This window comes from Halodesulfovibrio oceani subsp. galateae (assembly GCF_055397225.1).
Genome location: NZ_AP042453.1, coordinates 1693358 through 1717222, shown reverse-complemented (window position 1 = coordinate 1717222; position 23865 = coordinate 1693358). Strand labels below are relative to the sequence as shown.

Below are 23865 nucleotides of genomic sequence, written 5' to 3'. Positions count from 1 at the left end.
AACATGAATCAGTGGTTAGCAAGAGCCGTGAATCTGGCTGCTATTCGCGACACTGAAGAACTCGTTGAAAAATATGCAGCAGAGCTACGCGAAGAGCTGGGCTTACATGCTGTTTGTGTGTTGCTCCCCAGTGCAGACGGGCGAAGGCTTGTTACGCAATACGAGGGAAATGAACTATCATGGGCGGTTGATGATTTTGAAAATCCATTTGCCCATGTTCTTCAGAATCCCGAGCCCAAATTGCTTGATGAGAAAAATCGTTTGTACTGGTTGAGTGACGCGGCATTCTGCACGCTTATTAAAGACATAGGACACGGCGAAAGTGTCCTTATTCAACCGCTTTCACCGGATGCCCCGTCAGTGCACCTTATCGTTGTGTTGATGGGAAAAACGGCAGAACTGAGCAGTTTGATGCAGTCGGACACTTGGTTGGAATTCAGCAAGTTTTTTGCCTTGCAATGGCAGGTTGCCTCGGGAATTGAGCGACAGTTGGATAAAGAGTCAGTTCTTACTGAGTCAATAGCTCGTATCCGTGAGGAAGAGCGTGCCCGTGAAATGTCAGTACGGCTCCGTACTCAATTAATCGGGAACAGCGAAGTTATGCAGCAAGTGCGAGAGCAGGTCATTACCGCAGCCCAATCCGGACTCACAGTGTTGATTCAAGGAGAGACGGGAACAGGTAAAGAACTTGCTGCGCAGGCTGTTCATAATATGTCTTCTCGTAGCAGCAAACCTTTTGTTGCCATCAACTGCGCAGCCATTCCTGAAAATCTTCTGGAAAGTGAACTGTTCGGGTACGAGCGGGGCGCCTTTTCCGGTGCTGACAAAGCTAAAAAAGGGCTGTTAGCAGAAGCGGATGGCGGCACATTGTTCCTTGATGAAATTGGTGACATGTCCGTGATGTTGCAAGCTAAGCTGCTGCGGATGCTAGAGACTCGAAAGTTCCGCCCTGTTGGTGCTAAAGATGAAATTCATTCAGATTTTCGTCTGGTAGCAGCAACACATGTTCATCTGCGCGAACAGGTGGAAAAGGATCAGTTCCGATCTGATCTGTATTACAGACTTAATCAATATCCATTAGACCTTCCTTCTTTGGCTGAACGAAAAGAAGATCTTTCCGAACTCACGTTGCATTTCATTGATGCTTACAACAAAAGCCGCGGCACAGAAGTTACTGGCATACGGTATGCTGCGTTGAAATTTTTACGTGAGTACGATTTTCCCGGAAACGTACGAGAGCTGCGCAATTTGATTGAATTTTCATGCGCGCAGACAAACTCCGGTGAAGAGATAGATATCATGAGTTTCGGGAAACGTACGTTTCATAAGAAAACACGGGGTGGGAAAAATTCTTCTTCTAAGATTGAGAAAGAACATCCGTTTTCGCAAATAAAAAATCTACGACAAGCGTTGCTCAACTATGAAGCAGCGATAATTAAGTCACGATTAGAACTGTACGACGGTAACAAGACCAAGACAGCGGTAAGCTTGAATTTACCAAAGCGGACGCTGGCGCACAAATGCCGAAAGTTGGAGATTCAGTAACTATGAAAACGAAATCAATTTGGACTTGGGGGCTTGTAGGCGGGGCGTTTGTGCTCATGCTGGCGCTCGCAGTTAATCAGAAAAAGGCTCCTGTAGACGATACGGTAATTGCTTCCGTGGAGAATCAGGAGAAAGTCACAACAGCGCTGCTTTGTGTCCCGATTAAGGCTCGTCTTGCCCGTCTTGCATGTTTTGACAACGTATTTCCTGCAACAATCGATGAGCTGTTGGAAAAAGAAGAAGTTGTAATGAACGAGAAGCCGCAAGAATGGTTGCGTGCGGAGGCCAGTGAAGCGCTGAGAAAGAAAGAAGAAGGGTTTCGCTCTAACAAAAAAGAAACTGAAGATGCCGAACCCAGTATATGGTTCACAGCTCGCGCCCAGAAAAGAGAAGGAAAGGAAGGCAAGCAGCCGATTTTGCAGCTTGGTTGTATTGACAAAATTAGCCGCGCTGAAATTCTCCTCGACAAGCCGATAAAAGATGGGCGCATGTTCATTACTGTGATGGGTGAAGAACCTTTCACGCAGCAATGGACAAGTGACGAATCCGGCTTGGTATTGCGTCCTGGACGCGGAATTCCTGCCATTCGTGCCATGAAAGCTATGCTGGAATCAAAACCGATAATTATTCGCTCCGACGTTACAGAGGTAGACGAACTTGCATTCGATAACCGTGGTTTGAGTGAAGCAATTGAACCTATGCGTAATATTTGCGGTTGGTAAGGTGTCAGTATGGATATCAAAAAGTACCGTGAACAAATAACAAAGGCGATAGAGGGTGAAAGCCCTGTTGGAGACCGGCTGCTCGATGATACCCTTTTAGATTTTGTTGAAAACCAGATGATGAAGATTGGGTCTCTTTCTCATGCTGATGTGCAATGGGAAGAGGCTGAAAAGGGTGCCCTTACATTACTGGAGAATAAGACCAAGGACGTAAAAATCCTCACGTATCTCCTGCAATGTTTGCAACACCAGACCACACCGGAAAGATTTACACTTTCTGTGTATGTGCTGGCAGATTTTATGGATGCGTATTGGGATACATGCCATCCAGCTCCGGGGCCGCGCGGTGCGTTGCCACGAAGAAAATTCTACGGGCAGATTATACAGCGGACAGTGAAAGCTGCTGAAAGTCTGGATGGCAACAGTTTTGATTTCGATCAGAAAGAAGAGCTGGAAAAAGCCATTGTTGTTCTTACACAAGCTGTAAAAAAGTATGAGCTTCCCGAAGATGGAGTAGAAGGTGTTGAGGCTGCTGTGCGGCGAAAGCTGTCGGGTGTTAGCCGGCAAGACTCCAAATCTAACGTTACAGAAGGACAGTCGACTGCCATTGTAGAGCCTGCGTTTGGCGGCCCTTCAAAAGTGGAGATCGACAGAAGCAGCGATAAAGCTGTCAGGCAGACCTTTTTTAAGGTTGCAGATCTTCTTGCTGATTTGGATGGCGGACAGGCGTTAAGTTTGCGGTTACGTCGGTTTGCAATTTGGTTCTCCATAGGTGCAGCACCGGATGCAGACAGTAGTGGCGAAACGCAGCTGATGCCGGTTTCTGTTGATCGTGTGACAGAATACGAAGATCAGTTACAGCGTGGTGCTGATCTTGCGCTTTGGCGTAATGTTGAGAAGAGCCTTACCGTTGCCCCCTTTTGGTTAGATGGTCACTATTTGAGTTTTCGAGTTGCTAGTAAGCTGGGTAAAGAAGACTGGGCTGAAGCGATTCAGTCTGAGGCGCGAGCCTTTGTTTCCAGACTTCCATCACTCCTGCATCTTTCTTTTAAGGGCGGCAGTCCTTTTGCTGGAGTAGACGCGGCTCACTGGTTAACAGCTACCTCTGAAAAAAGCAGTGGTGGAGAATCTTCCGGCGGCTGGGAAGCAATGCGTAGTAATGCATTGGAACTGGCTAAGGAAGGCGGTGTATCTGTTGCATTGGCTCAATTGAATGAAGGGTTGGCTACTGCACGCGAACCACGGGATAAATTTTATTGGCGCATGTTATCTGCTGATGTGATGCACTCACATCAACTCTCTGCCATTGCCCGTCAGGAATACGAAACATTGCTGGATCAAGTTAGCAAGGTTTCTGTATCTGACTGGGAACCATCACTTATTCAGCGTTTAAAAACAGGTGCTGACGCAGTATAAGGTTAGGAAGTACGTTATGTTAGGTAAGATTTTTAAATTTTTGAAGAAAGCTGTCCCGGGGATAAAGTCTGCGATTCCAGTATTGCTTGTGTTGATTGTAATACTGCTCATTATTGCAATATGGTGGGCTGGTCCGTGGCTTCAATATAATGAAGAGAATCCTCTACAGTCTGTTTTTGCACGGTCGGTAACAACAATCATATTTGTACTGTCCTGCTCAGCTGTCTGGGGTCTAGTTCAGTGGCGTAAGCTTGCCGGTTACAAAGATGAGCAGGAACGTGAATTGGAGCTTCAGGAAGATCCAATTCAGCGATACGAAGAACGGCAGGAAGAAGAACTGGATATGGTTATGAAGGGGCTTAAAGATAGCCTTAATAAACGTAACTATATGTATGCGCTGCCGTGGTATCTTGTTATGGGGCTTGAAAATGCCGGTAAAACGAGCCTTATCAACCGCTCTGGACATAACTTTGTATTTTCATCAGTCATGCGCGCCTCCGGCAAAAAGACTGAAAATCCATATTCCTTTGATTGGTGGATTGGTGACGATTCTGTTCTGATTGATCCGGATGGCGAACTGCTTACACAGAACGCGACCAGTGAAGGGCAAAACGGAGAGATGGAACGTCGTCTCTGGATGAACTTTCTTCAGTGGCTTGAAAAGACACGTAGTCGCCGTCCTCTTAACGGTGTCGTGCTGACACTGGATGTGGCACACCTTATTTCTGCAACTAACTCTGAACGACGGGCGTATGCGAGCTTGCTTCGTGCAAGAATTCGAGAGCTTATGGAAACATTATCCATCCGTCTTCCAGTGTATATTTGTTTGACTAAGCTCGATCTATTGTACGGCTTTGAACCTTTCTTCCGCCACTATACTCGAGTGCAGCGTGAAGAGGTAATGGGCTTTACCTTTACTATGAATTCAGTGGAAGACCTTGATAGCTGGTTACAAGAATTTGATACTGACTATCAGGAATTTATTACACGAATTAACGATATGCTCCCGGGAGCGCTGCTCAAGTGCTACGAATCAGAAGACAGTATTGCAATCTACAGCTTCTGCCGTCAGATGGCAGGACTCCATGATGTGCTGAAACGATTCCTTGAAGAAACTCTCGGAAGTGATCAGTTCTCAACATCAGCCTTGGTTCGAGGTGTATACTTCTCCTCAGTATATCAACAAGGGGTGCCTACAAACGCGTATGTGGATGCAGCATCACGAAGATACGGTTTAGAGCACACCATTCATAGCGCTCAGCAAGCCAAGAACTCGACGACCTTTTTTACACAAAATTTGTTTGAACGTATTATCTATCCTGAAGCAGGGATTGCGTCGGATAACTTTAGAGTAGCTAAAAAGAAACGTCAGGTGATGCTTCTTTCTACCGTAATGTGCATCATTGTATCTGTGTTACTTGTTGGCAGTTGGCAGCGTTACTACATGAAAAACGTTGAACATGCTGATGCTGTGCTCGAGAAGGTAAAAGATTACAACGAGAAGTTCTCCCATGAAATCTTAATTGATAGTGGTCAAAATATTCTTGGCCCTCTGAACGCAATCCGTGAAGCAACGTTGAAGTTTGGCTTCTTCCGAGACAAGCCTCACTACATTTCTGATATGGGTTTGTATCAGGGGCATACAATCGGACCAGAAGTTGAACAGACTTACTTGAGCCTCTTGGAAAGCCGTTACCTTCCGGCACTTATGAAACGATCTGCTGAAGACTTGGCAGTAGCCGATACAGACGAAGGTAAGCTGGCATCCTTGCGCGTCTTCCGTATGCTTACGGATAAAAGTGGACGTTACAAGGGATTTGTAGAGAACTACTTTGCCCGTAAGTGGCAGAAGACCTATCCGGGTAACAAAGAGACGCAGGATAAGCTGATGGAGCACTTGCAGTATGCGATGAAGCATACTGATCTGCAAAAGAAGCGTGATGCAGGTAATAAAGCAGCTGAAGCTGTGTTAAAACCATACGACACGTTAGTTGCAGATGTTCAGAGTGCATTAAATAAAATGCCTGTTGAGCAGCGCGTTTACCGAAATCTTAAGCAAAATGCTTCAGCAGTACTTGGTGCACCGCTTAACCTTGCGACCTCAATTGGCCCAATTTACGACGTTGTATTCTCAACTCGCGGAAGTGATAATTCAGCATTGCAAATTCCTCGTTTACTAACTCGAAAAGGATATGAAACGTACTTTATTCCTAAGTCCGATTCTGTTTCCGAGTTAGCACTTGTGGATAGCTGGGTACTCGGACAGACCGCGACAATTAACTTCAGTGAAGAAGACAAACGCGCGCTGCGAGAAAAAATTAGAGATCAATATGTTTCTGACTACGTAAACACATGGCGTACAGCCATGAACAATATTGATACTAAGATTTTCCGAGACATTAACAGTGCGGCGTTAGTACTCGAAAATATTACAGGTAACTCCAACCCGTTTGCTCGTCTGCTGAATGTGCTGACGGAAAACACAAACTTGTTCCCGCCATTACCTGATGATGATCGGGCACGTGAAGAGATGATGACATCTCCACGATACAAAGTTGCAGCTATGATCGACAAACAGTTTGCTGGTGTGAACGGTTTGATTGTGAAAGATGACAGCAAACCTGCGTACATTGATGAAGTACTCGAGGCTGTGACTCAGCTTCAGTCTTACCTTAAATCAATCGCAGATGCGCCGGATATCGGTAAAGCAGCACTTGAGGCAACTAAGTCTCGCGTAAACTTGAATAGTGTTGATCCGATTTATGTGTTGCAGCGTATCGCAAGTGGTCTTCCACAACCGTTCGATACTATGATTACAAAAATGGCTGACGAAAGTTGGTTTGTGGTGAAACAGGAAGCTATTAAGCATCTGGAAGTACGCTGGTCTAACGACGTATACAAAGAGTACGTACAGAAGTTTGCAGATCGCTATCCGTTTAACCCTACAGCGCCAAAAGACGTAGCCTTAATTGACTTTGAAAGCTTCTTTGGTCCTTCAGGTACCTTGAGCCAGTTCTATGAAAACAACCTGAAGCTGTTCCTTGATGAGAATATTATCTCTAAGGATACAGAAGGTGGTTCATCTCTCATTAGGTCTGATGTTCTGGATCAGCTTGCAACTGCTCAGCGGATTCAACGTGCGTTCTTTAACAATAAAGGTGTACTTGATGTTGAATTTACGCTTGAACCGGTCGAACTTAGTCCTACAAAACGCCGAAGCATCATTAACGTTGATGGGCAGTTTGTAGAATACAGTCATGGTCCTCGTAAGTCAGTTGAACTTATCTGGCCGAACACGCTGCGCGCAGCATCAGCAAGTAAATTAACGCTGATTCCTGCGGAGGTTAACAAGTCTCCACGCAGTATTAATATTCAGGGACCATGGGCGTTCTTCCGTCTTCTCGATAAGGGTGAGATTGTGGGTACAAGTGTTACCAGTGTCGACTACAGATTCACCATTGATGGTGGAGCCGTTCGATACCGTCTGTACTCAGAAGCGGATAGCAACCCGTTCACATCGGCGTTGTTCAGATCATTCCGTCTTTCACCGACACTTTACTAAATCATTACACGGGGGCTTTATGCCCCCGTCTACATTTGCGAGTATGATGTGAGCAGGTTGTTTTTTTCTGAACTTAAAAAGTTCAAACTGGCTGATGATGAAGAGAGCCTTAGAGACACCTCTGCGTACCAGCAGGTACGTGGCGAAATTAACCGCAGGGTGAATCCGCTGACTGGCGGCATTGACTGGTCGATGGTATTCAACTTGTGTGAAGAAATCGGGAAGCGTGAAGGGTTTGATTTACTCCTCGCTGTTTATTACACGGTCGCGGCTGTTAAAATTCACGGGCTGCGTGGTTTATCAAACGGTTTAGAAATTCAAGCCGCAGTATTAACGCATCAGGGCTTGAATTCAACGTTTCCTGCTGCCAAAAGAATTGATCTTTTTAACTGGATGATAGGGCAGATAGGCAAAGAAATTCGCGCCGTAAAGCCCGGTATTACCCAGCTACGGGAGCTGTACCGTTGTGAGCGTGCGTGCACGGCTTTGTACGATCTTTTAAAAGAAATTCAGCCGGATAATGTGCCGGATTTGGAAGCTGTGGCTTTCAATGTATTTGAGCATATTGATCGTTTGGAACATCCGGTTGTTCCTGCTCCGCAAATCATTAAGGTGTTTGCAGTTAAGAAACTGGCACTTTTTTCCGCACTATTGCTTGGTGTAGGAGTAGGCATTCTTTCCTTGCATTTCTGGCTTACAATGCCTCGACTTATGGAGTCTGTCGTTGTCACTCAGCAGACACCAAGGATATTGACTAAGGAAGAAGGCGATAAGCTCATTCTGGAGTTTGGTTCTAATATTATTTCGGAAAAACGTGATGAATTGGCCACTCTCTATTCCGGTGCTACGCAGGGTATAATGGAACGTCCTGTCGGTGAAGAAGTTTTGGAGACATTGGAGCGTAGTGAAAGTCTTCGATACCTCTTTCCAGAAGACGTAGACGTTATCGTACAAAGCCTTGAGGTTGCGAGCTGGCAGCAGGTTTTGGAAGAAGATTTTCAAGCTCAGATGGCACGTTTTCGTGCCGCACGCACTCGTGCTGCGAATTTGGCTCGATCTGTTAAGCTTGGTAAGCTGAACAAGGCGCGCAGACAGAGTAAAGAGTTAGAGAAATACGCTGTCAGCTTATCTCCTTTGTATGGCAGAACGCTTTACGTTGAGGAGCTGTTAAACCAAAATGACTATAGCGGTGCAGAAGGGGAATTGAAAAAATTATCTCGAAGCATGAACGCACTGTCTCTCAAAATTGCACGGCTTGAACGTCAGCTTTCAAATGCATTATAACCGTCTTGTTTAACACTTTTATGTATCCTGCAAATAGGCAGCGAATGTGAAGTGATTGTTACGAGAACTTGGTAAGCAAATAAAAAGGGCAGTCTCCTTAAGGAGGCTGCCCTTTTCTATGTAATCAAAGCTTACTTACTGTTCAATATGAGCACGCTGTTCATGTTCATCCTTGTAAAGCTTGTAGGTGATGGAATCAGCTACAGCCTGCCAGCTAGCCTCTATGATGTTGTAGGATACACCTACAGTCACCCAGCGCGAAAGATGGTCACCGGATTCAATAAGAACGCGTACAAAGGAAGCTGTACCACCGCCTTCAGGAGCTTCTGCTGTCATGACTCGAACTTTGAAGTCGAGCAGCTTCATCTCGGAAAGGCGCGGGTAGAAGTTGCAAAGCGCTTTACGCAGTGCATTATCCAAGGAGTTAACAGGACCACGCCCAGTTGCGGCGGTATGTTCTGTAACACCTTCAACTTCAACTATTACAGAAGCTTCAGAAATAGGATCTAGATCCTGAGCTTCTTTAAGTTCGAGCACACGGAATTGGTTGAGTTTAAAGAACTCCCTTACTCCACGACGACCAAGCTTTTTGAGTAAAAGCAACTCTACAGAAGCTTCTGCTGCGGCATAGTCGTAGCCCATGCTGGAACGTTTTTTTAATTCATTGAGCAATCCTTTGACAACCGGCTCATCTTTATCCAAATGGAATCCGAATTTTTTAGCCATGTTGACAATGTTAGCTCGTCCGGCAAGTTCTGTGAGCAGTACTCGCTGTCTGTTGCCGACAATTTCTGGATCAATGTGTTCGTACAGTGCTGAGTTTCGGTTAACCGCACTTGCGTGAACACCACCTTTATGCGCAAACGCTGACCTGCCGACAAACGGCTGGCGATCGAATGGCATTACGTTGGCTACATCTGTAACAAATGCTGATGTACTTGTTAACAGTGCCAACTTGTCCTTACCAAGAGTTGAGTATTCGTCGTTGAATTTCAACTCAAGCGTAGGAATGATAGAGCAGAGGTTCGCATTACCACATCGTTCACCGATGCCGTTAATGGTTCCCTGAATATGAGTAGCGCCTGCCTGCACCGCAGCAATGGAGTTTGCCACTGCCAGCTCACAGTCATTGTGAGCATGGATGCCAAGCTGTGCATCAGGGAGCGCTTTAGCAATAGTCTGTACAATGCGATATATTTCGTGAGGCAATGTGCCACCGTTTGTATCGCACAAACTTAGCGTTTGAGCGCCTGCTCTGTGTGCTTCTGTAATAGCAGCAAGAGCGTATTCCTGATTCGCTTTGAAGCCGTCAAAGAAATGTTCGGCATCAAAGACCACATCGCGACCCATAGAACTGAGGAACGCAACAGAGTCATGAATAATTTTCAGGTTTTGTTCTAACGGAATTCGTAGCGCTTCGGTTGCGTGGATGTCCCACGTTTTACCGAAAATGGTACACACATCTGATCCGGAACTAAGTAAGTTACGTAGGTTCGGGTCGTTTTCCGCAGTAAAGCCTGGGTGATGGGTGCTCCCGAAAGCAGCAATTTTTGCATGCTTTAAGGATGTGCGCTTAATTTCATTAAAGAACGCCATGTCCACAGGGTTAGACCCTGGCCAGCCGCCTTCAATAAAATCTATACCAAGTTCGTCAAGCTTAAGAGCAATCTTAATTTTGTCGTCATTGGTAAGGCTGATGTCTTCTGATTGAGTTCCATCACGCAAACTTGTGTCGTAGATCTGAATTTTTTTCATGGCCCTTTCAACTTTGTTATTCTTTGCCGAGCCCGAAGGCATCGTGCAGCGTTCTTACTGCGAGCTCCGTGTACTTCTCCTCGATAAGGCAGGTAATTTTAATTTCTGAGGTGCTAATCATGAGAATGTTAATGTTCTCTCTACGCAGAGCATCAAAAGCCTGTGCAGCAACGCCGGTATGGTTACGCATTCCAACGCCGATTGCAGACACTTTACAAACATGTAAATCGTGCAGAACTTCTGCAGCATTTGTTTGCTGTTGAATCTCAGCCATAAGTTCGAGAGTTTTGTCCAGATCACCGCGCGGAACAGTAAAGGTCATATCTGTTTTGTTATCACGGCTTGGGTTCTGAACGATCATATCAACAACAACACCGCCCTCTGCAAGCGGACCAAACAAGTTGGAAGCGATACCCGGCACGTCCGGAACATCGCGCAAGGTAACGCGCGCCTGATCCTTGTCATATGCGATACCTGAAACTAAAACGGCTTCCATGCGTGAATCCTCCTGAGTGACTAATGTGCCTGGGGCGTCTGTAAATGTTGAACGAACAAGCACTGGTACTTTATACTTTTTTGCAAATTCTACAGAACGAATCTGTAAAACTTTGGCGCCCATGGAGGCCATTTCTAGCATCTCATCATAGGAAACGCGGTCCATTTTACGAGCTGTACTTACGATATTAGGGTCGGTGGTGTATACGCCGTCTACATCTGTGTAAATTTCGCACTCACAGCCAAGGGCTGCGGCAAAAGCTACTGCGGATGTATCAGAACCGCCACGACCAAGTGTTGTTACGCGGGTTTCGTCGGTACAACCCTGAAACCCAGCAACAGCGAGAACATCGTGCTTTTCAAGTAAAGCCTGAAGCTTTTCCTGATTTATCCCTAAAATACGAGCGTTTCCGTGTGCACAGTCTGTGCTTACAGGAACCTGAAATCCGAGTAGGGAGCGAGTGTTAGCTCCGGCATCATTCATTAGCATTGAAAATAGTGCTACTGATACCTGTTCTCCAGTGGAGACAAGAACATCGATTTCCGCCGGGTCAGGGGAGGTGGACCATTCTTTTGCTAGTCCTAAAAGCCGGTTGGTTTCTCCTGACATTGCAGAAAGAACAACCACTACTTTGAATCCCTTGGCACGAGCGGCAAGAACTTTATCACGTACTTTTTTCATGCACTCTAAAGTGGCAACGGAAGTTCCGCCGAACTTCTGAACCAGAATACGCATACTGATTCCTTTGTCGTTAGAAAGAGAATGAGAAGGGTAGAACAAGTCTACTAAATAATTATGGTGCTACTTGCATCGAGGTCACAAGTGGTTTTAATGCCTCGATTACACGGGTAGCTCCTGCCCCTTTTACCAAAATGTCAATTTGTCGTCCTTCTTCGCATGGAATCCAACTGAATTGCAACCATTCATTCGGGTATTCCCGCTCAGGAAGGTGCTCCGCCCATTCAACAAGCATGAGGGTCTGCTCTTCATCCAGCAGTTCATAAAACGACTCGTCAACACATCCACCCGCTAGTCTGTAAAGATCATAGTGAGCGGTTTCGGGAATGGTTGGGTACAGGTTATATACATTAAAACTTGGGCTGCTTACTTCAGCTTCGTCCCCACCGGGGAGATGCTGAACAAGAGAGCGAACAAGGGTTGTCTTGCCCGAGCCCAGTGTACCTTTAAACAATAAAGTTTGCACAGGATTCGTCGAAACGAGAGCCTGTGCAAGATATTTTCCCAGAAGTTCGGTTTCTTCTGTGTTTTTTACATAAAGAAGCACAGTTTGGTTACTCTTTGGGTTCTTCCTTAGGGAGGAGGGTGCGTAGAATATCTTCTTTTCCGACAATTCCTACCAATTTGCCATTTTTGACAACTGGCAGTGAATGGTAATTACTATCCACCATAAGTGTGGCGATTTCATCAATAGGCGCTTCTTCTGTCACAGACGTCGGAGCCGGCGTCATGGCCTCTACAACTTTGCTGGCAGATATCTTTCTCATTTCCGCATCCATATCAGAATTGGAACGTAAAGGAATGATGCCGTCCAGTACCGTAAACAGTGAAGGAAGGTTAAGGCGCTTGTGTTGATTGATAAGATCGCTCTGGCAGATAATTCCAATAAGCGTTCCATCAGCTTCTACAACAGGAAGTCCGTTATACCGTTTTTCAACCATTATACGTGCTGCAGTTACAATATCATCGTCCGGGGCAATCGTCTGTGGATTCTCTGTCATCAGATCGTAGGCTGTTAACATATGTACTTCCTTACGGCTTTTGGCAAAGCATGAGCGATTTCTTGTGGCAGATTTCCCCTGTGTGGGAATTCTTCTTCAAGAAACTCTCCAGCAAGCCCGTGTTCATAGACTCCAAGGCAGGCGGCTTCTCGTGCTGGAACTCCCTGTGCGAGGTGAGTTCCTAAAATTCCGGAAAGAACATCTCCAGATCCGGCAACTGCAAGGGCAGGTGTGCTGAATGGAGAAATAACAGTCGGATTTCCTTGCTGCGCGACACAGCTGGCTGCTCCTTTCAGAATAACAGCGCCTTTGAATGTGTCGTCGAGAAGTCTTGCAGATGTGAGCCTGTCTGCTTGAATTTCACTAATCGTTTTCCATGTTAGTCTTGCCATTTCACCCGGGTGAGGGGTGAGAATGTCACTGTCAGACAGTGAGTATAAAAGAATTTTATCTTCAGCAAGATGATAGAGAGCATCTGCATCAAACACAGTTGGTGGTCGACGTAATGCAATCAGTTCTCGTAAAAAATTAGCTGCTTCGTCTGAGCGTCCCATACCGGGGCCGATGATAAGACTGTCTGAATGTTGTATTGCCCGAATAAGTAACTCTGGGACATGAATAGGCCATTCATCAGATGTCCCAATATCAAGAGTTAATATTTCAGGCTGTTCTGCTTTAATTTCCTGAGTCAACAGTGCGGGCGAAGCAATCGTTGCGTATCCAGCGCCGGAGCGCATGGCTCCTAGTGCAGATAAATGAGGTGCGCCGGTAAGTCCTTTTGAACCACCTATAATAAGCACCTTGCCTGCGGAGCCTTTATGCATTGCTTCAGACAGAGGTCTGCGAAAAGCAAGCACGTTGTCGGTCATTCCTACGTGAGAAGCTGGGTGCGTGGTTTGTACCTGTGCAGGGATTCCAATGGAGCGTACATGTAAGTTGCCAACCCATTGGTCGGTTTCCGGCATGACAAGTCCGCATTTAGCTGCTTCAAATGTGACCGTGGAGTTTGCTCGTACTGCTACAGGATCAACGGTACCTAACGTTCCGTTTAAACCGGATGGGATATCTAAAGCAAGCACGAAGGCCTTTTTACCCAGCGAATTTATGTGTTCGATGAGGGAGGTTTTATCAGAAGATAATGTACCACGAAGCCCCGTGCCGAGTAATCCGTCTATAATAATGTCCGGTTGTTCGGCACGCAAAAGGCGTGAAGCATTCTTGGGCGTAAGTAACGTGTGAGGTGTACCAATGGTTCTGGCAAGTTTGAAATGATAGCCAGTTGTTTTGTGATACTCTCGCACAGGTTTTGTATGAAGGAGTAGAACGTCGGCACCAAGGTTATGTAGGTGTCTGGCAACAGCAGCAGCATCGCCGCCGTTGTTTCCGCTTCCCATAAATGCAAGAACACGTTTGCCTGTTACGGAACCCGTCAGCTCAAGAAGCACATGAAGTGCTTCCCGGCTGGCGTTTTCCATAAGAATTTCTTCACGGATACCGAAAGCAGAAATTGCTTGAGTATCCCAGCTGTTCATTTCCGCCGGTGTCGGCAAGGGAATGTATGCCATTGAGCCTCCGTTAAACGGATGGTGACTATAAGGACTCGAGAATGACAACAGCAGATGCTGTATCCCTGCCGTGCGTTAAGCTGACATGGTACCGCGTTGCAGATAAAGCGTCTGCAACTTCTGCTGCTTTGTTATGTAGAACTAGTGTTGGTTTGCCGGAAGGTTCCGATTGTATTTCGATATCCTGAAACTGAATGCCTTGCGTAAAACCTGTTCCAAGCGCTTTAACTGCTGCTTCTTTTGCAGCAAAACGAGCCGCAAGAAAGGCTACAGGGTGCTTGGGCAGTGCAGCTTGTTCATTCGGGTGAAGGATTCTCGAAGTGAACCGGTCGCCATGTCGTTCAAACGATTTCTGGATGCGGTCCAGTTCTGTTGTATCAATGCCAAGTCCGACAATCACCAAAAGCCCCACAGAATAGAATTGTTATTCAGCAAAATTGCTGACGATATCATTCATTTCACGCACAGCGCGATCCATGCCTACAAGAACTGCACGGGAAACAATGGAATGACCGATAGAGTATTCAGTGATACCCGGAACATTCGCAAATTCGTACACGTTGGTGTAGTTAAGACCATGGCCGAGGTTAACCTTAAGGCCGAGGCGTTTAGCATACGCTACGCCTTTAATGATCTTGTCGCGTTCGAGCTGCATTTTTTCCGGAGTTTTTGCATCTGCAAAATGACCGGTATGAAGTTCGATGTATTCAGCACCACAAGCGTGAGAAGCATCAATCTGCTTTTCACTTGCTTCGATGAACAGGCTGGATTTAACGCCTGCTGCATGGAATGGTGCTAAGTATTCGCGGAAAAATTCTTCACGTCCTGCGACTACGAGGCCGCCTTCAGTGGTGAGTTCTTCGCGTTTTTCCGGTACAAGACAAATCATGTAAGGATTAATGCGAAGTGCAATTTCATGCATTTCTTCAGTGGCCGCCATTTCAAAATGGAAGCGGGTGTTCAGACAGCGGGATACCAATTCGACATCGCGATCCTGAACATGACGACGGTCTTCACGAAGGTGCATAATGATGCCACGTGCGCCAGCAAGCTCTGCAAAATGTGCAGCAGTTACTGGTTCTGGCTCAACACCGCCACGCTGTTGCCTAAGAGTTGCAACATGATCAACATTAACTACTAAAACGGGCATATCTTCTCCTCATATAAGTAAACCCATATGTATCTAATCACTTTATATAAAGTCTCGAGCAAAGAAAACATAGTTTTGCGGACTCTACAGATTTTATACACTCTTTTACAATAAACTTCATGCATAAAGTGCAATGAATCTACGTGAAAAATTTGTACGAGCATTGGTTTGACGGCAAGTACGTAATCGACCTCGAATCCATTTACAAAAGTAAATAGTTATTCGATGGGCGTAGGTACTGTGTCGGAAGCTTTTATGTATTGCACAATTCTTTCCTGCACATAATTGACTGTTGAGATACAACTCAGTAAAGAGAGTGTCCATATTTACATGAAAATCTGAATTTGTATGAAATCTGACATCTCAGCAGGGATGAACTGGAGTTCGTTTATGAACGTTTGTATTGTTGGCACTGGTTACGTTGGTCTTGTAAGCGCAGCATGCTTTGCAGAAATGGGTAATGCCATCACATGTGTTGATGTAAACCCTGAAGTTGTTAAGATGCTTTCCAATGGCCAGGTTCATATTTGGGAACCAGGTTTGGAAGAGCTAGTACAGCGTAACTATGCTGAAGAGCGACTCACTTTTACAACAAGCCTTGAAGAAGGTATTGAGAAGTGTGATGTTGTATTTATTACCGTTGGCACCCCGTCCAGCGACGACGGTTCATGTGACCTTTGCTATGTTGAGCAGGTTGCACGCCAGATTGGCGCGGTAATGACTTCCCCAAAAGTTATTGTTGATAAATCTACAGTGCCTGTGGGTACTGCCGATTTCGTTACTTCCCTTGTACAGGAAGAACTTGATAAGCGTGGAGAATCCATTGGTTTTGCAGTTGTTTCTAATCCTGAGTTCTTGAAAGAGGGCGACGCGGTTAGTGACTTTATGAAACCGGATCGTGTTATTGTTGGTACAGACGATGAAAATGCTGCTGCTGTTCTTGGCGAACTGTATGCTCCATTTGCCCGCAGTCGTGAAAAACTGATTGTTATGGGTGTTCGCAGTGCTGAAATGACCAAGTATGCAGCAAACTGCATGCTCGCGACAAAAATTTCTTTCATCAATGAAGTAGCAAATATTTGTGAACGTGTTGGCGCGGATGTTCGTGACGTTCGTACCGGCATTGGTTCTGATCATCGCATCGGGTATGAATTTATTTATCCGGGTGTAGGCTATGGTGGTTCTTGTTTCCCTAAAGACGTTAAAGCGCTGATCCACACTGCACACCAGTACGAGTACACTCCAGAGTTGCTCGAAGCTGTAGATAATGTGAACAAGCGTCAGAAAAAACGTATGGCAGAGCGTCTCATTGAATACTTTGAGCCACAGGGTGGCGTTGAAGGAAAAACGTTGGCTCTGTGGGGCATCGCGTTTAAAGCAAACACAGACGACACCCGTGAAGCTGCTTCCTTAGCTATTATTGAAGAGCTTACCGCAAAAGGCATGCGCATTCGTGCTTTTGACCCTGTAGCGGGCGACAAAGTAAAAGAGCGCTTTGCAGATAATGACTTAGTAGAAATCGTAGATGAGCAGTATACAGCACTTGATGGTGCACAGGCTCTGATGGTTGTTACTGAGTGGCACCAGTTCCGTACACCTGATTTTGATCGTGTGAAGGAACAGCTTACAGCACCTATTTTGTTTGATGGACGTAACCTGTACAATGCCGCAACAATGGCAGAGAAAGGGTTTGCGTACTTCTGCGTAGGTCGTAAAGCAGATTAAAACAAATTCGCACTTTGTTGCTTTTTTGAAAAGATCAGATGCTCACAGATAAAATCGAGCGTTTAGTTTTGATTTTTTCTCGCGTAACTGTGCAATCTTTATTCGTAAAGCCGTTGCTAACGGCCAAAGATTACATTGCATACATTTGTTTTAGCACTAAGAAGTGCCCACCACCTATAGTGTGGTGACGATAAAGCCTTAAGAAAAGAAAAACCCTGCCGATGAGGAATCATCGGCAGGGTTTTTCTTTAGGAAAAATCTTATAGTTGAGCAGTAGCGGCACAGCGCCTGCAAGATCTCAATTGAAGTTCCTGTAGAATCAATTTTTCGTATTGCAACGAATCTTGATTATGAACAGGGGTGCCTTCTTTCAGAAAGCGTTCAAGAAATTGTGTTTCTTCCCAGAAATCAAGAAGTTCCTCGTCGCCAAGCGATTTAATCTGCATGGCAAGCGGCGTTTCTTCAGGGAATGGTAAGATGTTCGCCATCAATTTGGTACTCCTCGCGGATAGCGTTACACTCAATTGCTTTTGAGCGAGGTTATATTATCTAACACTCTGTTTTTTTACAACCGCTTTTATGGACGGTGGTATCTTGCTGTAGTTGCTTTGAATTGTGAGAAAAGGTATGTGTCGATTTACTAAATTTTTCCCGTAATCGCTGCTCGGGAAAGTAAGGAGTTGTTCTGTATGAATGAGCCTCAGAAGAAGCAGGATGACGAGCTGATGCAACTTGTCACCTTTAGTATAGGTGAAGAGGAATTTGGTGTTGATATCCTTAAAGTACAGGAAATTATCCGTACTATGGAAATCACTAAAGTGCCCAAAGCTCCAGTTTTTGTTGAGGGGGTAATTAACCTTCGAGGAAAAGTGATTCCAATCATTGACCTAAGAAGGCGTTTCGGGCTTAGCTCCAAAGAGCATGACAAACACACCCGAATCATTGTAATCGAAATCAACAACATGATTGTCGGGTTTGTAGTTGATTCCGTGTCAGAAGTTCTGCGAATTCCAGCAGGCACGGTAGAACCGCCTCCGGCTGTTGTTGCAGGTATGGAATCTGAGTACATCAGTGGTGTTGGTAAGCTTCAGGATCGTTTGCTTATTTTGCTTGATCTTGACCGTCTGCTTTCTAACGATGATCTTGACGTGCTTGGACAGATTTAGTTTTTCCTTTGGGTTTTTTCGTTAAGGCGAATAACCTCTCTTGAAAAGCAAAAGCCGCCTGCCTTCCTTAGGGCTGGCGGCTTTTTCAGTTTATATATTCAATAATCCGGGAGCAGTGACGAGTGCTGTTTTCTGAAATCGTCAGAAAAATCCAGAATGAGAAAGATGCCGTTGTTCATGTTGCGCGAAGTGGTCCTGCCAGTCAGGCCAGATTAGCGCGCGTTTTACGTGACAGGGGCGAAAATGTGGTAGTGGTCGCACGTGATGCCAAAGAGTTTGCAGAACTGAATGGGCTGTTGCGTCTCTTTACACCGAATTGTTCCCGAGGACCTGCTGCACTGGCAACTCCGCAGTGGGATGATGAGTGGATTACTATTCCTCAGCATCCGGCAGGTACGTATGGTAAATCACGCTGGGCAGCACGAATGGCAAGTCTCTATGGACTTGGTCTGAAACGCTCTGCACAGGGTGTGTTGCTTTCTATAGACAACTTCCTGCCTGCACTGCCTCCCGAAGATATCTTTTCTCATAATGAGCTTTTACTTGTTGTCAGTGACGAAACAGGTCCTGATCTCATTATCGAACAGGCCATAGAATGGGGATACACACGTGTCCCGCTGGTAACTCAGCCGGGTGAAATTGCGTTGCGTGGTGATATTCTGGACATTTTTTGTCCCGGCTTCACGCTTCCTATCCGCATGGAATTTTTTGGCGATATTCTGGAAGAAATTCGACTTTTTGAACCTACCTCCCAGCGTTCCCGCGGGAATATTCAAGAGCTTGTTTTACTGCCGGCTGCTCCGGTTGTTCTTAACGACTCCAATGTTGCGCAAGCTTCTGTTTGGTGGAAGCAGTTAGAAGCAGACGGTACGCTGGCTAATGGTCAATCATCTGCATTGCAGCATGCTGCTGAAAATGGTGACTACACATTTCTCCCGGGGTGCTTCTATAAGAACGCAAGTTTCCTCGAAAGCTGGCTTCCAAAAGATGCTGTCTATGTTCTTCCTTCAGAAGGTGGCTTAAGCGAGGCGCTGGAGGAATCAGAACGTTCATGGGTGTCTTTCCTTGATGAGCAGGCGGAAGAATACGGAGTCCGTCAGCCTGTAAGTAACGTGCTTCGTTCCGCTGATCTTGCCGGTACCGTGTGGCACAAGTCCCGACGAGCCCACTTTGAAGAATTGAAGATGGGAGTAGAGATACAAGGCTCCTCATTACAGGAGCGCAGCTACGGTGCGTTTCAGGATATTTTTCAGAAGCCGGAAGATGCAGAGCGCCCTTGGCATACGTTAGTAGCCCGCCTGCGTGAATGGATGAAAGAGAAACGACAGGTTGTGTTGAGCTTTGCCACAGATCGTAGTCGAACAAAATTTTTAACGCTTGCAGAACAAGACGGCCTCATGCCGCATATGTGCTACGACCCGAGAGAACGGGGACTGTTTGCACTGGTATCTTCTTTCAGGCGCGGTATTGATCTTGAGTGGGATAATATTCTTCTGCTCGGTGAAGATGTATTGCAGCCAAAAGTGGAGCGTCAGGCTCGTGCTCGTTCCGGTGCGTTTTCCGGTCTTAAAGATTACGACGACCTAAAAGTCGGCGCGCATCTTGTTCACAGAGATTATGGTATTGCTACATTTGGAGGACTTCTTCGTCTTGATTTAGGGGATGTGTCTAACGACTTCTTACTCCTAAAATATGCTGGCGAAGATAAACTCTATCTCCCTGTAGACAGACTGTCTCTAATTCAGCTCTTTAAAGGGCCGGATGGTGCGTCACCAGCTTTGGATAAGCTTGGCGGTGCTGGATGGCAGGCAAGCAAGTCTAAGGCGCGAAAAGCTATTGAGAAGATTGCCCATGACATCATGGAGATGTATGCATGGCGCAGGCTTGCAAAAGGTTTTACCTATGGGCCTGTGGATGAGCTGTATCGAGAGTTTGAAGCTTCTTTCGGGTTTGAAGAAACACCGGATCAAGCTAGAGCCATTCAGGATGTTCTGGATGATATGCAAAAGCCGGAACCAATGGACAGACTTGTTTGTGGTGACGTTGGGTTCGGTAAAACTGAAGTTGCCATACGTGCCGCATTCCGTGCTGCATGCGAAGGCAAACAGGTTGCGCTGCTTTGTCCAACAACCGTTCTTGCGGAACAGCACTATCAGACATTTAAAAGTCGTCTTTCCCGATTCCCTGTACATATTGGCTTATTAAGCCGCTTTGTTACCCGTACTCGCCAGAAAGAAGTTCTTTCTGCTGCGGCACGTGGTCAGGTAGATATTTTGATAGGCACGCATCGCTTGTTATCAGATGATGTTGATTTGCCGAACTTGAGTCTGCTTGTTCTGGATGAAGAGCAGCGTTTTGGTGTTCGCCATAAAGAGAAGCTTAAGAAACTGAAACGTAATGTAGATGTACTAACTCTTACAGCGACACCTATTCCGCGAACACTTCAGCTCTCCATGTCCGGTGTGCGAGAACTTTCTGTTATTGAAACAGCACCGGTCGGGCGTAAGCCCGTTCAAACGGCTCTTATTGAGCGAGAAGCTCCGGAACTGAAAAGAGTGCTTGAGCGGGAAATTGCTCGTGAAGGCCAAGTCTTCTGGGTATACAATCGCGTAGAAGGTTTGGAACGTGTCGCCGAATACGTGCGGGAACTGGTTCCTAATGCTCGTATTGGAATGGCACATGGCAGAATGTCTGAAAAGAACCTTGAAGAAACCATGCACCAATTCTGGCATGGGGAGCTTGATGTCCTGGTATGTACTTCAATCGTTGAATCCGGCCTTGATTTCCCTCGGGCGAATACGCTTATTGTCGACCAGGCTCAAATGTTCGGACTCGGACAGCTCTACCAGTTGCGTGGACGTGTAGGACGTTCTGACAGACAGGCGTATGCGGTGTTTGTCGTTAATAATTTGGACAAACTGCCAACGCCTGCTCGAAAACGATTACGTATCATTCTGGAGCTGGATTACCTTGGTGCCGGTTTCAGAGTTGCTATGGAAGATTTGCGTCTTCGTGGTGCTGGTAATATTTTGGGTGAGGCACAATCCGGTCAGATGGCTAAGGTTGGTCTGGATATGTATCTTGAAATGCTCGAAACGGAAGTAAAACGCCTGAAGGGTGAAAAAGAAAGTGTTGTGGTTGAGACAGAAATTAACCTCGGCATAAACGCTCATATCCCAGAATCATATATTCCTGATGGCAGAGAGCGCTTGAAGTTCTACAAAGCTCTCTCTTCTGCGACTGATGCTGTCCACATGCAGGACGTTGAACTTGAAATACGCGACCGTTTCGGAGCGTTGCCGCCAGAGCTTGTGAGCTTCCTTGGTGTACTTGAGTTTAAACGCTTCCTTATGTCTATTCAGGTAGAACGGGCAGATATTTTACGAGATAAAGTACGTCTTACATGGTCAGAGAATGCAGACGTTATTTCGCCTGCACTGCTTGTAGGGTGGGTAAACGATAATATAGACAGAGCTAAACTGACTCCACCTGCAACGCTTGAACTGCGCTTGAAAGGAAATGATGATTTGCGTACACGTCTAGCTAAGTTGAAAAAAGAACTTGAACCTCTTGTAACTGCATAAAGGTAACGAATGCGCCGACTCATATTATTGCTGACTCTCTTATTCGCTATTGCTGGCTGTACGCAGCACCCTGAAGAGAAGGGAATTGTGGCACGGGTGAATGGTAAGCCAATCTACTTGAAAGAGTTGGAAGCTCGCTATGACCTGAATAATCTTGGCTGGGTTTCTGGAGTTGTTCCGTCTGTTGAAGCAATGAGTGCAGAATACGGGAACGTTCTTTCGGAGCTTATTGTTTATAAGCTTGTGGGCTTTGCTTTAGAAAAAGAAGGTCTGAGTGTTTCCTCGGAAGATGTGCAAAAAGAAGAAGCATCTATCAGGGCGGATTATCCAGATGACCTTTTTGAAAGAACGTTAACTGAAGAGTACATTGATATTGCTGTATGGCGATTGTTTTTAAAACGTCATATGGAAATGAAGTTGTTCTTTAATGATGTATTACGCCCGACGGTATCTCTGACATATCAGGAAGCTGAAGGATACTACAAAGACAATTTGTCAGAATTCTATATTCCGGAACGGGTACATGTGTTGCTCGTGCGCGGTAATGACAGAACAAGCGTACAGCGATCTTCTCTTTTATTAGAAAAAGCTGAGGATTGGAAAGTAGCCGCTAAGACATTGCCGGAAGAAATTACAGTGCGTGAACTAAAACTGAAAAAAGACCGTTTGCCAGTTCAGTGGGCATCTACTTTGCAGCAGCTTCGTCCTAAAAGCAGCAGTAATATTTCCACAACTGCATACGGTTTTGAACAGCTAGTGTCCCTTGCTGTTATTCCGGAGAAATTACTTGGACCGTCTCAGGCATATTCAGTCATTGAACGTGTCTTGATTGACCAGAAAATGAATGAAGCATTCAGTGATTGGCTGGAAGGCCAGCTTGCTTCTGCTGATATTAAAGTAACTCCGCTGTTATCAAAAAAGCTTGGTGGAAAAAATAATCAGGATGCTCTTTCTAACTCTTCGCAAAAACAGGAAGAAGTTCAGGAAGAACCAGACAGAGAACCTGAGTCTGAGGTTGGTAAAAGTTCCGACCCATAATGTTGAAATGAAATACAAAATTATTTTAATAGTTTTAGTTTGAATTAGAGGGTCTGATTTTTCTCATTATTGCATAATTGCTTAAAAGGTAATACAGACCCAATGAGTAAGAACTCGCGCACCATGAGGGGAGCTGTGGTGTGTGAATGTTTATCACCTATATCGGGAGAATAGTATGGCCTCCAGATTTTTAATTGCGCTGGCAGCTGTTGTTATGTTTGCTGCACCTGTTCATGCTGAGCAGTTGGTTAATAAGATTGCGGCGGTTGTGAACGGTGACATTGTAACGTTATATGATTTGAAACAACTGGCAATTCCGGAACTGAAAAAAGCCGGAGTGCTCGGTCCTAAATACGCTGACAGCCCAAAAGTAAAATCTATTCTGAGCGACGTTCTTGATAACGTAGTTGCAGAAAAACTTTTTTTACAGGATGCAGAGCGTCGCGGTATTACCGTGAAAGAGGCCGAAATTGAAAACGAGTTGCGCAAAATTGCGCAGCAGCGCGGCATGACTCTCGAGAAGGCTAAAGAGCAGATCTTAAGCGAAGGTCTTACTATTGAATCTGTGAAAGAGCGAGTAAGAGCATCTATTATTCGCCAGCGTCTCCTTGGACTTATGGTAGGACGTAAAGTCGTTATCACTAAAGAAGAGGTTCAACGTTTTTACGATGAACATAAATCTGAATTTGCAGCAGACGGAAAAGTGGAAGTAAGCTTGCTTGTTTTTGCACCGACAGCTGATATTAAAGACGTTCACAGAGAGCTTTCTGCTGGTAAGATTTCATTTGAAGAAGCAGTTCAAAAATATTCTGTTGGCCCAGGCAAAGAGCAAGGTGGTTACCTTGGCGAGCTTGGTGTTAAAGATGTATCACCACAGATGATGGCTGTTGTTCAAGATATGAAAAATGGTTCTGTTTCTGATGTGCTGTCTCTTGGGTCTTCAAAGGCACTTATTAAATTGCACAGTAAGACCAAAGGTTCACTGCGTCCGCTTGAAGAAGTAGCGCAGGAAATTGAAGCTAAGCTGAGAGCGCCTCGCCTTGAAGCAAGCTTTAAAGACTACGCTGAAAAACTGCGTAACAATGCCGTCGTAGACGTTCGGCTGTAAGTGGAGGTAC

Annotated in this window: 18 protein-coding genes; 10 read left to right on the top strand and 8 right to left on the bottom strand. The window is 45.6% G+C overall.

The window, feature by feature from the left end:
- The first annotated feature begins 3 nt into the window (after positions 1-3).
- Genes ACZ5V1_RS07575 through ACZ5V1_RS07555 form a run of 5 tightly spaced genes read left to right on the top strand, consistent with a single transcriptional unit; the run spans position 4 to position 8529 of the window.
- A complete protein-coding gene (locus ACZ5V1_RS07575) occupies positions 4-1545 on the top strand; it encodes a sigma-54 interaction domain-containing protein (protein ID WP_464391339.1) in 1542 nt (513 codons plus the stop codon).
- Positions 1546-1547: 2 nt separating this feature from the next.
- Positions 1548-2267 carry a type VI secretion system-associated protein VasI gene (gene vasI / locus ACZ5V1_RS07570; protein WP_464391338.1) on the top strand — a complete coding sequence of 240 codons (720 nt, stop codon included), beginning with the start codon at positions 1548-1550 and terminating at the stop codon, positions 2265-2267.
- Positions 2268-2276: 9 nt separating this feature from the next.
- Positions 2277-3683 carry a type VI secretion system protein TssA gene (gene tssA, locus ACZ5V1_RS07565; RefSeq protein WP_464391337.1) on the top strand — a complete coding sequence of 469 codons (1407 nt, stop codon included), beginning with the start codon at positions 2277-2279 and terminating at the stop codon, positions 3681-3683.
- Positions 3684-3699: 16 nt separating this feature from the next.
- Positions 3700-7245: a type VI secretion system membrane subunit TssM gene (gene tssM, locus ACZ5V1_RS07560; protein WP_464391336.1), complete on the top strand. Its 3546-nt coding sequence runs from the start codon at positions 3700-3702 to the stop codon at positions 7243-7245.
- Between the two features lie 48 nt (positions 7246-7293).
- A complete protein-coding gene (locus tag ACZ5V1_RS07555; protein ID WP_464391335.1) occupies positions 7294-8529 on the top strand; it encodes a type VI secretion system ImpA family N-terminal domain-containing protein in 1236 nt (411 codons plus the stop codon).
- Between the two features lie 135 nt (positions 8530-8664).
- Here ACZ5V1_RS07555 and cimA read toward each other — a convergent pair whose 3' ends face one another.
- From cimA to ACZ5V1_RS07520, 7 genes are read right to left on the bottom strand one after another with little or no spacing between them, the layout of a single operon-like run.
- Complete coding sequence (gene cimA / locus ACZ5V1_RS07550) at positions 8665-10284, bottom strand: citramalate synthase (RefSeq protein ID WP_464391334.1); 1620 nt, start codon at positions 10282-10284, stop codon at positions 8665-8667.
- A 16-nt stretch (positions 10285-10300) separates the two neighbouring features.
- Positions 10301-11515 carry an aspartate kinase gene (locus ACZ5V1_RS07545; RefSeq protein WP_464391333.1) on the bottom strand — a complete coding sequence of 405 codons (1215 nt, stop codon included), beginning with the start codon at positions 11513-11515 and terminating at the stop codon, positions 10301-10303.
- Between the two features lie 58 nt (positions 11516-11573).
- Positions 11574-12065, bottom strand: a complete 492-nt coding sequence (tsaE, locus tag ACZ5V1_RS07540) for a tRNA (adenosine(37)-N6)-threonylcarbamoyltransferase complex ATPase subunit type 1 TsaE (protein WP_464391332.1) — start codon at positions 12063-12065, stop codon at positions 11574-11576.
- A gap of 7 nt (positions 12066-12072) precedes the next feature.
- Positions 12073-12540 (bottom strand): CBS domain-containing protein, encoded by a 468-nt coding sequence (locus ACZ5V1_RS07535; protein ID WP_464391331.1) that lies wholly within the window; start codon positions 12538-12540, stop codon positions 12073-12075.
- On the bottom strand, positions 12534-14084 hold the full coding sequence (locus ACZ5V1_RS07530) for an NAD(P)H-hydrate dehydratase (RefSeq protein ID WP_464391330.1): 1551 nt from the start codon (positions 14082-14084) through the stop codon (positions 12534-12536). The genes ACZ5V1_RS07535 and ACZ5V1_RS07530 overlap by 7 nt, the downstream gene beginning before the upstream one ends.
- A 25-nt stretch (positions 14085-14109) precedes the next feature.
- A complete protein-coding gene (locus ACZ5V1_RS07525) occupies positions 14110-14484 on the bottom strand; it encodes a holo-[acyl-carrier-protein] synthase (RefSeq protein ID WP_464391329.1) in 375 nt (124 codons plus the stop codon).
- A 24-nt stretch (positions 14485-14508) separates the two neighbouring features.
- A complete protein-coding gene (locus ACZ5V1_RS07520; RefSeq protein ID WP_464391328.1) occupies positions 14509-15234 on the bottom strand; it encodes a pyridoxine 5'-phosphate synthase in 726 nt (241 codons plus the stop codon).
- Positions 15235-15624: 390 nt separating this feature from the next.
- Here ACZ5V1_RS07520 and ACZ5V1_RS07515 point away from each other — a divergent pair, with 390 nt between their 5' ends.
- Positions 15625-16959 carry a UDP-glucose dehydrogenase family protein gene (locus tag ACZ5V1_RS07515; protein ID WP_464391327.1) on the top strand — a complete coding sequence of 445 codons (1335 nt, stop codon included), beginning with the start codon at positions 15625-15627 and terminating at the stop codon, positions 16957-16959.
- A 260-nt stretch (positions 16960-17219) separates the two neighbouring features.
- On the opposite strand, the gene ACZ5V1_RS07510 is transcribed toward ACZ5V1_RS07515, so the two are convergent.
- Positions 17220-17447, bottom strand: coding sequence for a hypothetical protein (locus ACZ5V1_RS07510; RefSeq protein ID WP_160711063.1), 228 nt, complete (start codon positions 17445-17447; stop codon positions 17220-17222).
- Between the two features lie 201 nt (positions 17448-17648).
- Here ACZ5V1_RS07510 and ACZ5V1_RS07505 point away from each other — a divergent pair, with 201 nt between their 5' ends.
- The 4 genes from ACZ5V1_RS07505 to ACZ5V1_RS07490 all read left to right on the top strand — a co-directional run bounded on the left by ACZ5V1_RS07505 (position 17649) and on the right by ACZ5V1_RS07490 (position 23855).
- Entirely contained in the window at positions 17649-18125 is a 477-nt protein-coding gene (locus ACZ5V1_RS07505; protein ID WP_160711065.1) for a chemotaxis protein CheW, read from the top strand.
- A gap of 122 nt (positions 18126-18247) precedes the next feature.
- Positions 18248-21709, top strand: a complete 3462-nt coding sequence (gene mfd, locus ACZ5V1_RS07500; RefSeq protein WP_464391326.1) for a transcription-repair coupling factor — start codon at positions 18248-18250, stop codon at positions 21707-21709.
- 9 nt (positions 21710-21718) lie between these two features.
- Positions 21719-22747 (top strand): peptidylprolyl isomerase, encoded by a 1029-nt coding sequence (locus ACZ5V1_RS07495; protein WP_464391325.1) that lies wholly within the window; start codon positions 21719-21721, stop codon positions 22745-22747.
- 175 nt (positions 22748-22922) lie between these two features.
- Positions 22923-23855 carry a peptidyl-prolyl cis-trans isomerase gene (locus ACZ5V1_RS07490; RefSeq protein WP_464391324.1) on the top strand — a complete coding sequence of 311 codons (933 nt, stop codon included), beginning with the start codon at positions 22923-22925 and terminating at the stop codon, positions 23853-23855.
- The last annotated feature ends 10 nt before the right edge of the window (positions 23856-23865 follow it).